11 protein-coding genes are annotated in these 15,284 nt (G+C 60.9%); 9 read left to right on the forward strand and 2 right to left on the reverse strand.

Translation table 11 applies throughout. From position 1 onward, the window contains the following. Window positions 1–51 precede the first annotated feature (51 nt). The 3 genes from ACSMXM_RS07015 to ACSMXM_RS07025 are packed head-to-tail and all read left to right on the forward strand — an operon-like array spanning window position 52 to window position 5,290. Window positions 52–2,445, forward strand: coding sequence for a TonB-dependent receptor (locus tag ACSMXM_RS07015; protein WP_460315193.1), 2,394 nt, complete (start codon window positions 52–54; stop codon window positions 2,443–2,445). Next, window positions 2,442–4,046: an arylsulfatase gene (locus ACSMXM_RS07020; RefSeq protein WP_460315194.1), complete on the forward strand. Its 1,605-nt coding sequence runs from the start codon at window positions 2,442–2,444 to the stop codon at window positions 4,044–4,046. Before ACSMXM_RS07015 ends, ACSMXM_RS07020 begins: the two co-directional genes overlap by 4 nt. Further along, window positions 4,043–5,290 (forward strand): MFS transporter, encoded by a 1,248-nt coding sequence (locus tag ACSMXM_RS07025; protein WP_460315195.1) that lies wholly within the window; start codon window positions 4,043–4,045, stop codon window positions 5,288–5,290. Before ACSMXM_RS07020 ends, ACSMXM_RS07025 begins: the two co-directional genes overlap by 4 nt. A 10-nt stretch (window positions 5,291–5,300) precedes the next feature. Here the strand turns inward: ACSMXM_RS07025 and ACSMXM_RS07030 are convergent, their stop codons facing one another. Further along, the gene (locus ACSMXM_RS07030) at window positions 5,301–6,170 is read right to left on the reverse strand and encodes a helix-turn-helix transcriptional regulator (RefSeq protein ID WP_460315196.1); all 870 of its coding nucleotides are present in this window, start codon (window positions 6,168–6,170) and stop codon (window positions 5,301–5,303) included. 196 nt (window positions 6,171–6,366) lie between these two features. Between ACSMXM_RS07030 and ACSMXM_RS07035 the strand changes: the two genes are divergently transcribed. The 6 genes from ACSMXM_RS07035 to ribB all read left to right on the forward strand — a co-directional run bounded on the left by ACSMXM_RS07035 (window position 6,367) and on the right by ribB (window position 13,097). Beyond that, a complete protein-coding gene (locus ACSMXM_RS07035) occupies window positions 6,367–7,602 on the forward strand; it encodes a hypothetical protein (protein WP_460315197.1) in 1,236 nt (411 codons plus the stop codon). After that, a complete protein-coding gene (locus ACSMXM_RS07040) occupies window positions 7,599–8,435 on the forward strand; it encodes an oxidoreductase (RefSeq protein WP_460315198.1) in 837 nt (278 codons plus the stop codon). The genes ACSMXM_RS07035 and ACSMXM_RS07040 overlap by 4 nt, the downstream gene beginning before the upstream one ends. Window positions 8,436–8,530: 95 nt before the next feature. Next, a complete protein-coding gene (locus ACSMXM_RS07045; protein ID WP_460315199.1) occupies window positions 8,531–9,070 on the forward strand; it encodes a nuclear transport factor 2 family protein in 540 nt (179 codons plus the stop codon). A 30-nt stretch (window positions 9,071–9,100) separates the two neighbouring features. Then, window positions 9,101–10,027, forward strand: coding sequence for a sulfate adenylyltransferase subunit CysD (cysD, locus tag ACSMXM_RS07050; RefSeq protein ID WP_460316366.1), 927 nt, complete (start codon window positions 9,101–9,103; stop codon window positions 10,025–10,027). After that, on the forward strand, window positions 10,027–11,937 hold the full coding sequence (gene cysN / locus ACSMXM_RS07055) for a sulfate adenylyltransferase subunit CysN (protein WP_460315200.1): 1,911 nt from the start codon (window positions 10,027–10,029) through the stop codon (window positions 11,935–11,937). Before cysD ends, cysN begins: the two co-directional genes overlap by 1 nt. Window positions 11,938–11,963: 26 nt before the next feature. Beyond that, on the forward strand, window positions 11,964–13,097 hold the full coding sequence (gene ribB, locus ACSMXM_RS07060) for a 3,4-dihydroxy-2-butanone-4-phosphate synthase (RefSeq protein ID WP_460315201.1): 1,134 nt from the start codon (window positions 11,964–11,966) through the stop codon (window positions 13,095–13,097). 78 nt (window positions 13,098–13,175) lie between these two features. On the opposite strand, the gene ACSMXM_RS07065 is transcribed toward ribB, so the two are convergent. Next, window positions 13,176–15,257, reverse strand: coding sequence for a serine hydrolase domain-containing protein (locus tag ACSMXM_RS07065; protein WP_460315202.1), 2,082 nt, complete (start codon window positions 15,255–15,257; stop codon window positions 13,176–13,178). Window positions 15,258–15,284 lie beyond the last annotated feature (27 nt).

The following is a 15,284-nucleotide window of genomic DNA, read 5'->3' on the forward strand; positions in this document are numbered from 1 at the left end:
TGCGGAACAAACGGCGCGACACAAGCGCAGATAATATCGGGGAGAGGGTAGATGCGGATCGCTAGGATCATGTTCGCCGCCACGGCCAGCATTTTTGCCTTGGCCAGTGCCTGCAGCCCCGCTGCGGCACAAACCGCCGCCGACCAAGACGCAGATGAAACCGCACCGGACGCGGAGTCGGGCGCCGAGGCAACGCCCGCTGCTCAGGGCGAAATCATCGTCACCGCACGCCGCCGCGCCGAAAGCGCCCAGGATGTGCCGATCGCGCTGACGGCCCTTTCGGGCGACGCGGTGACAGCGCCAGGGACGGTCGGCCTTTCCCAAGTCGCACAACTGGCGCCCAGCCTGCAGCTGACGGCGACGAACCCGCGCAACACCAACATCAATATACGCGGCCTCGGCGCAACGCCTGCTTTTGCAAGTCCCGGCCTGGAATATGGCGTCGGCGTCTATGTCGATCAGGTTTACCTTAGCCGTCCCACACAGGCCGCATTCGATCTTTACGACATCGCGCAGGTGGAGGTTCTTCGCGGGCCGCAGGGCACCTTGTTTGGCAAGAACACCACGGCGGGCGCAATCAATATCCTGACGCAGGAACCTGAATTCACACCGTCCGCACGCGCTGAACTCAGCCTTGGCAATTACCGTTCGATACAGGCGCGGGCGACAGGTACCGCACCCATAACGGACAAGCTCGCGGTGCGGCTCAGCTTCACAGACACGGTGCGGGACAAGGGGTTCCAGACGATCCGCGACACCGGCAAGCGCGTGCATGACCTCTACAGCCTCGGCCTTCGCGGACAGCTTCTATGGGAGCCTAGCAATAGCTTTCGGATCCGCCTGATCGGCGACTATTCGGAGCAGCGACAGAATTGCTGCATCGGCGTGACGACAGAGATCAGGACGACGCGGGTTGACGGCTCGCCCCTTCCCGCGAACTTCCTTCAGCGTGTCGACCGGTTCGATTATACCCCGCTGCCAATAGACCCCTATGAACGGCGACTGGAAACCAACCAGCCTTTCTCAGTGAAGCTGGAAACCTATGGCGGTACGGCCATTGCCGATCTCGATCTGGGCCCCGCGACAATCACCTCGGTGACCGGTTGGCGCAAGTTGAACTTCGATCCGGAAACCGACGCCGATGTCATCGGTCTGGACGTTTTTCTCCGCGCGGGCGTGAAGGAAACGCAGGAACAGTTCAGTCAGGAGTTGCGCATCGCCTCCAACGGTACCCGCACCGTCGATTATGTCGCGGGCCTCTATTATTTCTGGCAGCAAATCGACGATAATTTCTTCACGATCTACGGCCCGGATGCGGCGCTGTGGGTGTTGGGGCCAGCGCCGGGGTCAACCGGCCCCTCCATCGGCGGTCAGGCTGCGCTGAACGGCCTGTTCGCGGACGGCACCGCTGTTACCTCCACCAAAAGCTATGCGGCATTTGGCGAGGCGACTTGGCACATAGATCCCGCGATCGATCTGACCGGCGGGCTTCGTTACACGAAGGAAAAGAAGGACGGCTCCTTCGGCCAGGTGCAGCGGGGCCCCGCCCTGACGGCGACGGAGGTGTTGTTCGGCGCGCAGGCGATCCGCAACGCCTTTGCGCCCAATATCCCAACCTTCTCGGCCTCCACCGACGAAAACAACCTGACCGGTCGTGGCACCATCGCCGTCCGCCCGGCAGAAGATATTCTGGCTTATGCAACCTATTCGCGCGGGTTCAAATCAGGTGGCCTCAACCTTAACGCCACAAATGCCCCACGCGTCATCGATCCGGAAAAGGTCGAGGCTTATGAAGTCGGTCTGAAAACACAGTTTTTCGACCGGATGCTGACGCTGAACCTCGCGGCATTCACGCAGGATGTGAAAAACTACCAAAGCCAGCAGATCGATACGGCCGTCGCGCAAACGGCTTATATCGCGAATGTCGGTACGGTACGGTCGCGAGGGTTCGAGCTTGATGCCAGTTTGCGCCCAACGCGCGGGCTAAACCTCTTCGTTGCAGGCGCCTACACCGATGCCAGCTATCGCAGTTTTGAAAATGCGCCCTGCCCGGTCGAATTTCTTGGTTTGCAGACGATCTGCGACCTAAGCGGCCGGCGCCTGCCGGGCGTTTCCAAATATTCTTTGTCCGTCGGCGGCGAATATGCGGTGGAGGTGGCAAATTCCCGAGAGCTGTATGTGAACGCCGACCATGCATATCGTTCGGACTTCTTCACGACCTATAATCTCGCGGCGGATTCGCGGGCACCCGGATACCATTTGACCAATGCCCGCATCGGCATTCGGGCGGACGATGGCGGCTGGGACATTTCGCTGTTCGCACGCAATCTGTTCGACAGCGAATATATCAGCATCATCAATCCTTCCGCCTTCAACACGGGTCAGTCGACGGCGATCTTGGGCGACCCTCGCACCTATGGAATTACATTGAAGACATCTTTGTGACGCGTCCGAATTTTCTACTCATCGTCGCCGACGACCTCGGCTTCTCGGATTTAGGCAGTTTCGGCGGTGAGATCGCAACGCCGCATCTGGACGCGCTGGCGATGCGGGGCGTGCGGTTCAGCGACTTTCACTCCGCGCCTGCCTGCTCGCCCACGCGGGCGATGCTGATGACCGGCACTGACCCGCATCTGGCGGGAATCGGAACGATGCTGGAGGTCGCGCAGCCCGATTTCCAGGGGGCGCCCGGCTATGAGGGGCATCTGAACGATCGCGTGGTTACGGTGTCCGAACTGCTGCGCGACGCCGGTTATTTTTGTGCGCTTTCCGGCAAGTGGCATTTGGGTGAGGCGCCAGGCAGCACGCCGGCAGAACGCGGCTTCGACAAATCCTTTGCCCTGATGCCCGCGGGTGCCAGCCACTTCGTGGGTGAGGGGCTGGACCGTTTTTCCATCGTCGCGACCGCCTATCAGGAGGATGGACGGCAGATCACTACGCTACCGGATGATTATTACTCATCCGACTATTTTACCGAACGGTTGATCGGCTATCTGGATGAGCGGCCAAAGGAGCAGCCATTCTTCGCCTATCTACCGTTCAGCGCGCCGCATTGGCCGCTCCATGCGCCGGACGAGAGCATTGCGCGCTATCAAGGCCGCTATGATGCAGGTCCAGAAACATTGCGGGAAGAGCGACTTACCCGCATGCGCGCACTTGGCCTCTGTCCCGAGGATGCGGTTCCGCATCCTTTCCTTGGCGGCGACCAGTGGGATACGCTGAACCAGGACGCGCGCGACTGGTCGGCCCGGACGATGGAAGTCTATGCCGGGATGGTTGACCGCATGGATTGGAACATTGGCAGGGTGATCGAGTCCCTCGCGCGCGATGGCACGCTAGAAAATACGATTATCATGTTTCTTTCCGACAATGGCGCCGAGGGTGCAATGGTTGAGGCCATGCCCATCGTCGGCAAGCTGATCGAGGCGCAGATTGCCGAGCATTTCGACAATAGCACCGAAAATCTGGGCCGCCCGACCAGCTGCTGCTGGTACGGTCCCCGGTGGGCACAGGCGGCCACCGCGCCCTCCCGGCTGCACAAATCCTTTCCTACCGAAGGCGGCATTCGCGTCCCCTTCTTCGCGTGCGGCCCCGGCATAGAGGCGGACGGAGGGATTAGTCACGCCTTCGCTACCGCAATGGATGTGCCGGCGACCATGCTGGAATGGGCAGGCATCGCGGCACCAGAAACATGGCGCGGGAACAGGGTGGAACCGATCAGGGGCCGCTCCATGGCGGCACATCTCACCGGCGAAGCCGACGCAGTACATCCCGACGGTACCGAAACCGGCTGGGAATTGTTCGGGCGCAGGGCGATCCGCCGTGGGGCGTGGAAGGCCGTGTGGATGCGCGCGCCGGAAGGTGTCGGCCAATGGCAGCTTTACGACCTTCAGGCCGATCCCGGTGAGATCAACGATCTTGCGCCAGAACGCGGTGAGGTACTTGCCGAACTGATCGAGGCATGGGATCGCTATGTGATGGAGACGGGCGTCGTGCAGACACCGGTGAGCGTGTTCGAACTGGATGAGGCGGGGGATGCGGCATGAGTGAGTCTTCGCAACCCGTTGTCGCTGAACGACTGTCGCTGCGGCATGTCGGCCTGATCGCATTGCTGGCTGTCGTAGTCATGTTCGAGGGGTTCGACATCAGCCTGACGAGTGTCGTCCTCCCCTATCTGGGGGAGGAATACGGCGTTTCCTCGGAACGGCTGGGCGAGGCGCTGGCGGTGATCGCGCTCGGCTCCATTGCCGCCTGGTTCCTCATCCGTCTGGCGGATCGTTTCGGGCGGCGTCCCATCCTGATCCTTGCCGCTGCGGGCTTTTCGCTGGGCTCACTCGCCACCGTGCTGACGGGCAGCGTGGCTGGCTATACCGCCATACAGTTTGTCGCGCGCCTATTGATGGTCACACAGATCGCCGTCGCCTATCTGCTGATCAGCGAGACAATCCCGCCGCAATTGCGCGGGCGCGCCAACGGAATTCTAGGTGCCTGCGGCAGTTTTGGCGCCGCCCTGCCCTTCCTCGCTCTGGAGCCGGCACTTGCCAGTTCAATGGGTTGGCGCCTGCTGTTCGTGATAGGCGCAGCCCCGCTGCTCGTGCTACCGTTATTGTTCATCTACCTGCCGGAAACACCGGTATGGAAACAGGCGCGCCAACGGGCCGAGCCACGCCTGACCGCCATGGCGGAATTCCGTAGCCTGATCGGCAGCGAACTGCGGAGTCGTTTTCTGACGATGAGCGCGTTGTGGTTCATCATCAATTTCGCCACCTCGGTATCCGCCCTCTTCTTTACCCTCTACGTCGTGCAGGAACGTGGCTGGGCACCGGGGGACTTCGCCCGCCTGGCACCGCTAGGCCTGGGGGGCGCGTTTCTGGGGTATCTGGCGGTCGGTTTTCTGATGGACGCCATCGGGCGCCGCCTGACCGTAACGCTGTTCATGATCATGCTGGGCGGGCTAACCCAGCTTTGTTATAGCGCGGAAGGCTATTGGGTCATTGCCGCATCCTTTGTCGGTCTGCAGGCTATGCTCGGCGTCTGGGTCGCCGCCTATACACTGAATTCAGAGCTGTTCCCGACGCGCCTGCGCGGCGCCGCGAATGGCTGGTGCCATAATCTGATCGGCCGTTGGGGCGTGGTTCTGGCACCCTGGATTCTCGGCGCGATGACGGCGCCGATGGGGGGCATAGGTCCGGCCGCGACCCTGCTGGGCTTTGTTGCCTACCTCGCCATCCCGCTCGTGTGGGTCGCCTTGCCGGAGACGCGGGGCCGGTCGCTGGAAACTGAAGGCTAGGCCAACTCCGCTAGTGCAGCATACGGTCGCCCCGCCGCCAGGCACGCCATTCGCTGGGCGTCATGCCGAAGCGGCGCCGGAACGCTGTTGAGAAGCTTCCCTGGCGCGCGAAGCCCAGCAATGCCGCCAGTTCCTTGATCGACACGTCCCCCTCCTCCAGCATGTGGGTTGCGCGTTCGAACATGCTGCGCTCCACGCGCTCCATCACCGTCGCGCCCGTTGTCGCCTTGTACGCGCGCATCAGATGACGGCGCCCGATCCCGCACAGCTTCGCAAGCTCCTCAATGTCTGGAAAGCCCCGGCTCTCTTGCTCCAACCGTTTCTCTATCCGCGAAATCTGCCAGGCCGCCAAAACGCCGCTATGCTGGCCATCGCGTTCCCGCAGCGACGCGAAATGATGTGCCAGTTCGCCCAGAATCGTCAGCGACAGGCCGGCGATGATGGCATCGCTGCCCGGACCATTGCGTGTCAGTTCGCGGACAAGCCGATCGACCAGCGGAACGACGTCCCGCGCGCGCAGGTCGACACAGGCGCGCAATTCCGCCTCCGTCAGCGTCGACAATCCCGTCAGGCGCTCGAACTGCGCATCGTCGAACCGCAACAATATCATTTCACGCGCCGGAAAGCCGGGCGAACGAACGTGAAGCGGCACATGCGCGGGCACGAGCACCGCAGTACCGAAGGGGGCAAAGGCATCGTAGGATCGTGGCTCCCCCAGACATCCAAGCGCGGGTCCTTCCGGCCCCGTGCGGATGTAGACGAGCGACGGGTGGTGAATGCTGTGCACCCGCTCAAACGGTCCGCTGCCGTCCTGGATCAGCCGTTCGATCCGCAAATTGGCGGACGCGACCTCCTCGATGGTTCGATATCCTCCGTCCATATCTCTCCCCTGCCGTCGGCGGGTTTGCCCCCGCACATTCGGATCGCCGGTCCCGGCCGCACTTGGAAACACATGGCTCGGCGCGCGGATCAGCTTCGCGTCACTTTCTACGATATTGGTCCCTATGCCACAATGCGAAGCAATTGACCCCCCTTCGTTACGCATTAGCGTAATCGAAAAATGGAAGGATCGCCCGATGAACAATCCAATTGCGACCGAGGAACAGGCGCGTTTCGAGCGCGAGGCGCTGAAGGTACTCGCCGATCCGCGCATGCAGTCGACCATAAAGGACCGCCGCGCCTATTGGCTGGAAAAGGCGCAGCCCGGCGACGCAATGCGCAAGGCGTTCGAAACCAAATATGACGAAGTCGTGTTCGGCGCGATTATCTGGTCGCTGAACAGCGATCCCCAGCGCCCCGCCGTCGTCACGATTTCCCGCATTCCGCACCAATTGGGCGGGGTCGACGTACCCGGCTCCCGCTGGGGCCTCGACAATCCGGACAGCGTCTATCGCGTCATTCCGATCTCTGGTGCCGAACGCTACGTTATTACCGGCAAGGTGCCGGACCCGCGTTTGACCGAGAATTACTTCACCCTTTGGAATGCACATATGGGTACCGTCGACGTGCTCGACGGCAAGAGCCTCGTTCTGGACGATGAAGGGCGTTTCGAAATCTTCGTCGATTCGGATGATAAGGGCGACCGCGCCAATCACATCAAATCATCGCCGGAAGCGGTCGAATTCTACATCCGCGACGTCATCGCCGACTGGGCCAATGAACGGCCCAACGAATTGGCGATAAAGCGGCTGGGCGGCGCGCCCACCACGCCGGAGCGCACCTTCGATCAAAAAGTCGCCGATGCACAGGCGATGCTGATCAAGAATGTTGACAATACCATGCGCTGGAACGCGCAGGCGATGGACAAGGCGGCGAACGCGTTCGATTTCACCATCGACCGCGACAGTGACGGCGCGCTGCGCAACCAGCTGTATATCATGAGCCATTTCGATCTGAAGGAAGACGAAGCGCTGATCATCGAGGTTGGCCTGGGTGGGGCCGATTATTTCCTGGCACCCATCACCAACATCTGGGGCACGACCAACGACATTGTGCATCGCACCTCTTCGCTGAACCTGACCCAGTCGCACCGCACGACACCCAATACGCTGACTTATGTCGTGTCGGTGTGCGATCCCGGCATCTGGAATTGGCTGGACCCGTGCGACATGCCGCAAGGTCTCCTGACCCTGCGCTGGGCGGAATTTGAGGATGGTCGTCCGGGGCGTGGCTTTGGCGCGCAAAGCCGCGTCGTCCCCTTCAACTCGCTGGATCACGAGCTTCCTGAGAGTGTCCGACGTGTCACACCGGAGGAACGCCGCAAACAGCAGGAAGAGCGGGCGAAAAGCTATCTGTGGAGGATCGCGGAATGAGCGAGCGCCGCTGGATTATCACCGGCTGTTCAACCGGTATCGGCCGGGCAATTGCGGAACATGTGCTGAATCGCGGCGAAAGGGTTGCCGTCACGGCACGGAACCCCGACGACGTGAAGGACCTTGTTGCCGCGCATGGCGACCGCGCCATCGCCGTGCGACTGGACGTTGCCGATCCCGATCAGGTGAGTGCCGCGGTTGCCGAGGCAGAGGCGCGCTTTGGCGGCATCGACGTTCTCGTCAACAATGCAGGCTATGGCTATGTCTCCTCGATCGAGGAAGGGGATATCGATGCCATCAAGGCCATGTTCGATGTCAATCTGTTCGGTGCGCTGCGCATGATGCAGGCGGTGCTGCCGGGGATGCGGTCGCGCCGTTCCGGTTCGATCATCACCATTTCCTCCCTCGCCGGGCGCATATCGAATCCGGCCACAGGCTTTTATTCCAGTTCGAAATTCGCGCTGGAGGGGCTCAGCGAAGCACTCTCGCGAGAGGTGGAAGATCTCGGCATTCATGTCTGTTCGATCGCGCCGGGCATGTTCCGCTCCGACTTTTCCGGCCGCTCTCTCAAAACCGGGGAAAAGGGAGTCAGCGACTATAGCGACGGCGTACATGCGCGGATCGAACTCGTGAAATCGGCAGATGGTCGTCAAATGGGCGATCCCGACAAGTTGGCCGCGATGGTCGTCTCGGTGGCGGACATGGAAAAACCGCCGCGTCAGTTGATCGCTGGGCCGGATGCCTATGCCGCGATTACCGCACGGATGGATGAAATCCGCGCCGCCATGGAACGGCATCGCGAAACAAGCATCGCCACGAATTTCGACGAATGACCGACCACGATATTGCGCGTAGTGGATTTTCATGTCACATCGCCTCGCAGATGCGTAACCCAGCAGAAGGTTATGTACGCAAGCGGGAGTGATCGATGCCATATACACTGCAACAGCTGTCCGACCTTGAAGACATTCGGCTGCTGAAGCACCGCTATTATCGTGGAATCGATACCGCGGATGAGGCGCTGCTGAAGACCTTGTTCACGGATGACATCAGTGTCGAATATCGCGGTGGCAGCTATGTCGCAAAGCTGCAGGGTCGCGATGCGATGCTGGATTTCATATTGAACAGCTTTCATTCCGACGCCGTTGCCATGCACCAGGGTCATATGCCTGAAATCACCTTTACAGGTGACGACAGCGCAGATGGCCTTTGGTACCTTGAGGACATCTATATCTCGCTGGAACGCAAGAACGTGACGGCCGGCAGCGCGATCTATCGCGACCGCTATGTTCGCATCGATGGTGAATGGAAGATTGCGAGCACGGAATATGACCGCGTCATGGAAGTGATAGAGCCGCTCCGGCCAGATATGCAGATCACCACCCATTATCTGGCAAAGGCCGGTCGCAAACGCGAAGAACGCGGCGACATCAGCCATATGATCACATTTACCGACGCTGCCCAGTAACGATATTTCGGAATGCATAAAATGAACGACATGACCACCGCCGGCGCCGCAGAGGGAACCCGGCACCTGACGCACTTGCAACGCCTGGAATCGGAGAGCATTCATATCCTCCGCGAAGTAGTGGCGGAGACCGAAAAGCCCGTCATGCTCTATTCCGTCGGAAAAGATTCAGCGGTGATGCTGCATCTGGCGAAGAAGGCGTTCTATCCCTCTCCGCCGCCATTTCCGTTGATGCATGTCGATACGACATGGAAATTTCAGGACATGTACCGCCTGCGCGACCGGGCTGCGGCAGAGGCAGGCATGGAACTGATCGTTCATCAAAATCCCGAGGCAAAAGCGCGGGGCATCAATCCATTCGATCATGGCGGCCTTCACACCGACATGTGGAAAACAGAGGGGCTGAAACAGGCGCTGAACGAACATGGCTTCGACGCGGCATTCGGCGGCGCCCGGCGCGACGAGGAAAAATCCCGCGCGAAGGAACGCGTTTTCAGCTTTCGCAGCGCGACCCACCGCTGGGACCCGAAAAGCCAGCGGCCCGAATTATGGCGGCTCTACAATGCCCGCAAGGCGAGGGGGGAGAGCATCCGCGTCTTCCCGCTGTCGAACTGGACGGAGCTGGATATCTGGCAATATATATTGGCAGAAAATATCGAGATCGTGCCGCTGTATCTCGCCGCGCCGCGTCCGACGGTCGTTCGCGACGGTCTGGTGCTGATGGTCGATGACGACCGTTTCCCGCTGAAGGAGGGCGAAGAGCCTGTGGAACGCTCGATCCGTTTCCGCACGCTGGGCTGCTATCCGCTGACAGGCGCCGTCGAAAGCACGGCATCGACCCTGTCGGAAGTCATCCAGGAAATGCTGCTGACGACCACATCCGAACGCCAGGGACGCGCGATCGACCATGATCAGGCGGCATCAATGGAAAAGAAGAAGCAGGAGGGATATTTCTGATGGCCACGCAAAGCAGCAGCTATCAGGTGGACGGCCTCATCGCCGAGGATATCGACGCCTATCTCGCGCTTCACCAGAACAAGTCCCTGCTCCGCTTCATTACATGCGGCAGTGTGGACGACGGAAAATCGACGCTGATCGGGCGCTTGCTGTACGATTCAAAAATGATCTTTGAAGATCAGCTGGCAAGTCTGGAGGCGGATTCGAAACGCGTCGGCACTCAGGGCCAGGAAATCGACTTTGCATTGCTGGTCGACGGTCTGGCTGCCGAGCGTGAACAGGGCATCACGATCGATGTCGCGTACCGCTTCTTCGCGACCGAAAAGCGCAAGTTCATCGTCGCCGACACGCCAGGCCACGAACAATATACGCGCAACATGGTGACGGGCGCATCCACCGCAGACTGCGCCGTCATCCTGATCGACGGGCGCAAGGGCGTACTGACGCAGACGCGACGTCACAGCTATTTGGCGCACCTGATCGGAATCAGGCATATCATTCTGGCCGTCAACAAGATGGACCTCGTCGACTATGACGAGAGCCGGTTCAACGAGATCGTCGCGGATTATCGTGAATTCGCGACATCGATCGGCATCAAGGAGTTCACCGCGATCCCGCTTTCCGGCCTTGCCGGCGACAATATCGCCTCCAAGTCGGAAGAAACGCCCTGGTATGATGGCCCGACGCTGATCGAGCATTTGGAAACGATCGAACTCGACAGCGATCGCGATCAGGCGAAACCGTTCCGTATGCCGGTGCAGTGGGTCAACCGCCCCAATCTTGATTTCCGGGGATTTGCCGGCGTCATCGCGTCGGGGACGCTGCGACCTGGCGATCCGGTGCGCGTGCTGCCGTCCGGGCGCACATCAACCGTCGCCCGCATCGTCACGATGGACGGCGATCGGGATGTGGCTGTCGCCGAAGAGTCGGTCACGGTGACTCTCGCCGACGAAATCGACTGTTCGCGCGGCGACGTAATCGCCGCCGCCGATGCCCCGCCCCAGACCGCCGATCAGTTTCAGGCGACAATCGTCTGGATGGATGCGGACGAGATGTTGCCGGGCCGCGCCTATTGGATGAAAATGGGCACACGCACGGTCAGCGCCACGGTGCAAGAGCCGAAACATGCCGTCGACATGAATTCACTCGCCGAGCTGTCGGTGAAAACGCTCGGTCTGAACGATATCGGCGTCTGCGAAGTCTATACCGACCGCGACATTGCGTTCGAACCCTATGAGGAAAATCACGACCTCGGTGGGTTCATTCTGATCGACAAGATGACAAATGCCACCGTTGCTGCGGGCATGCTCGATTTTGCACTGCGTCGTAGTCAGAATGTCCATTGGCAGGCGGTCGATGTCACGCGGGAGGCGCACGCGTCGATCAAAAACCAGAAACCATGCGTGCTATGGTTCACCGGTCTTTCCGGTTCGGGCAAATCGACCATCGCCAACCTTGTCGAAAAGAAGCTGCACGTGATGGGCCGCCACACGTTCCTGCTGGACGGAGACAATATTCGTCACGGTCTAAACAGGGATCTCGGCTTCACGGATGCGGATCGGATCGAGAATATCCGCCGCATTGGCGATGTCGCGAAGTTGATGGCGGATGCAGGCCTGATCGTCCTCACCGCCTTCATCTCTCCGTTCCGTGCCGAACGCGACATGGTCCGCGCCATCCTGCCAGAGGGCGAGTTCATGGAGGTGTTCATCAACACGCCGCTGGAAGTCGCCGAAGGGCGCGACACAAAGGGCCTTTATGCCAAGGCACGTCAGGGCAAGCTGAAGAACTTCACGGGTATCGACAGCCCCTATGAGCCGCCAGAAAACCCTGACATAGAGGTCGACACGACGAAAATGAGCGCGGAGGACGCGGCCGAGGCCATCGTTCAACGCGTACTCGGTCGCTGACCGACATCGGCCCAAAGGAGATGAATGTGGCACCGACGATCGAGCACTATCTGGCAACGCCCGAGGAGCTGATCGAAGAGGCGCGCAATGGCCGCATGTTCATCCTGGTGGATGACGAGGATCGCGAAAATGAGGGCGATCTCGTCATTCCGGGCCAGATGGCGACGCCCGATGCCGTCAATTTCATGGCCAGTCACGGGCGCGGCCTGATCTGCCTGGCCCTGACCAGTGCCCGGGTGCGCGAGCTTGGTCTGGAATTGATGAGCGCCAATAACCGCACCCGGCACAGCACGGCCTTCACCACCTCGATCGAGGCGGCAGAGGGCGTCACCACAGGCATTTCCGCCGCCGACAGGGCACGCACCATATCCGTGGCAATCGACGCCTCCCGCGGTGCCGATGCGATCGTTACACCGGGCCATGTCTTTCCCCTGATCGCCCGCGACGGCGGCGTTCTGGTTCGCGCCGGCCATACGGAGGCGGCGGTTGATGTTTCGCGCCTTGCGGGACTCAACCCCTCCGGCGTCATCTGTGAAATCATGCGCGATGACGGCACGATGGCGCGGCTGGACGATCTGATCCCGTTTGCCAGGGAACATAAGCTGAAAATCGGCACGATCCGTGACCTGATCGCCTATCGCCGCAAACACGACCACAATATCGTCAAAACTGCCGAAACCAGTTTTGACAGCGTCTACGGTGGCGACTGGCGCGCCATCACCTATCGCAACAAGGCGGTGGGAACGGAAACGCTGGCCCTGGTGAAAGGACAGATCGATCCCGACACGCCGACCCTCGTTCGGATGCACACGCTCAACATCTTCAACGACAGCCTGGGCGAGAGGTCCGACCGCACCGGCCTGCTGCAGGGTGCGATGCGCCAGATCGAGGAGGCGGGGCGCGGTGTCGTCGTCATCGTCAACCGGGTGATGGAAAATGCCATGACCACGGTCGTTCAGTTGAAGGCGGGCCATGCCGCGCCGGGACAGCCCGAAATGGGCGAGCTTCGCGATTACGGCATCGGTGCGCAGATCCTGTCAGAGCTGGGCGTGCAGGACATGGTCCTGCTGACCAATTCGCACCACACACTGGTGGCGCTGGCAGGATATGGCCTGAACATCGTCGGAGAGCAGGCGATTTCGTCGGCGGAACCCGCCTGAACCAGGCTTCCTGAAATGTGGGCCTGACTTCGCCGGGGGCGGTGGCAGCGCGTCTGCGCTGTCACCGCCCCTAATCCATCAGAAGCTGGCGCCGATGTAGAGCAGCCCTGCGACCCACACGGCCCAGGCGACCAGCACTGCGGAAATCAGCAGCAGCAGCGCCCACAATTTCGCCTTCCAGTCGCGAGTGCCGGACCATGTGCGCACCAGGTTCCACGCCAGGGCGAGGATCCCGCCAAGCAGGGCGACGATCCCGAAAATCTGCAACAGGATCAGCAGCCAGTCCAGGCCGCCGCCGGATACCGCATCCCCCTGCGCCGCAGACGCCAGGAATATGCCCCAGGCTAGGACGACGGCAACAACGGCCAGCGCCCCCCAGCGGCTTGCCCGGTAAGCCCGCAGATCCGGCCGGGATAGCGACAGCGCAGTGCCGAAATGGCGACGAACGCGTGCACGGATGGGCCACAACAGGATCGTCAGGACGAGGATACCCAGCCCGATACCGGCCGCGGGCAACAGCCAGGCGCCGTTGGCGTACCATGCAGGGCGAGTGAACACCATGAAGGGGGAGAACATGTCGAACGACCAGATATAGGGCTGGCCGTCGCGCAATTTGGCAATCAAGCGGTCATTGGTGACCGGGTCCTGCCATGTGAAGGGCGCGACCTCTATCCACTCGCGCGCACCGCCGCCGGGGGTGGTAAGCCCGGGTATGGACAGTTTGCCATCGGCAGTGACGACAATTTTTGTCTGTCCCAAAAGGCCCAGCAGAGCGGCCCAGTTCGATTCCGACCGGCGCGACACCTGCCAATTTCCCGCCATCAGTGACGCATGTTCAAGCTGCGTCTCTGCATCGAGAGCCGATGGCATGGGCGGACCGGGGAAATAGCGATCGGCAAAATCGTGGAACAGGGCATAGCGAAGATTGCCGGACGCCCCTTCCCGCCCGGCGCTGTTGAACGACACGTAGAAGCCCGTGTCCTCATCCAGAAAGAGGTGCAGAGACGTGTGGAAATCCGCCGTGTCGCCAAGATGGGCGATGACCTTGCGGCCATTCACGTTTGTTTCGAAGAATCCCAGCTGCATACGGTTCAGGCCGGGAATGATGGTGGTGGGCGAATCGTGCATCATCTCCACCGTGCGCGGCTGAAGTATCCTTTGCCCGTCCAGTTCACCGTCATTCAGGTGCGCCAGCATGAAGCGGCCCATGTCCACGCCGGGCGATGACAGCGATCCCGCCGGTGCCGGGCCCACAAATTCGAAAGACCGCGCCGGTTCGCTGGCACGCGAATACCCCTTTGACATCAAGGGCTCCAGCTCCGACGGCAGGGGCTGGCGGAACGTCGAGCGCGTCATGCGCAGCGGCGCAAAAATGTGCCGCTCTATATAGTCGTCGAACGGTTCGCCGGACACACGCTCGACGATATATCCCGCGAGCGAAGTGGCGTAATTCGAATAAGCCGGCGTCGTTCCGACAGGGAAGATCCGTTCCGGCACCCACGCCTTCAGCAGTTCCTCGTAGTTTGGCACGAGGTCGCCATCGCGCATGATGACGGCCTTGCCCTGCTCCTCAAAGCCGGCAGTGTGCTGCATGATATTGCGCATGGTGACGGGTTCACCGTCGCGGGCCGGAATCTCGAAATCAAGATAGCGGTTAACATCGGCGTCGAGGTCGATTTCGCCGCGCTCGACAAGCTGCATAACGGCGGTCCAGGTAAAGAGCTTGGAAACCGAACCGGGCCGGAACAGCGTGGTTTCCGGGTCTACCGGCCGACGCGCCGCGACATCCGAATAGCCATAGCCACGCTCTGCCAGAAACTCGCCATCCTTCACCACGACCACCACGGCGCCAGCGATATCCGCGCTTTTCAACGCATATTCCATATAGCCGTCGAGCCACGTCACCAGGTCATCGCGCGTAAGCGGATGCGCACCGTCCCGGGTGCTTGAGGTGCTGGCCGACCGCGCGGCATCTGCTGCACTGGCGGTACTGTCCGTTGCGTCGAGAGCAGCGGCGGGGGAGTCCCCACCGGGGCCAGGTGCAGGCGCAGGCTGAGCTTGCTGCACTTGCGGTTCCTGAGCGACCTGCCCCGACACATTCGTCGAGAACGGCAACAGGCAGGCAGCCGCTGCGATGGTCCATGAAAGCATTTGTTTCATCGTCTTCCCCCGTCCAATGAAATTTGC

The sequence above is a fragment of the Pacificimonas sp. ICDLI1SI03 genome (genome assembly GCF_054740865.1).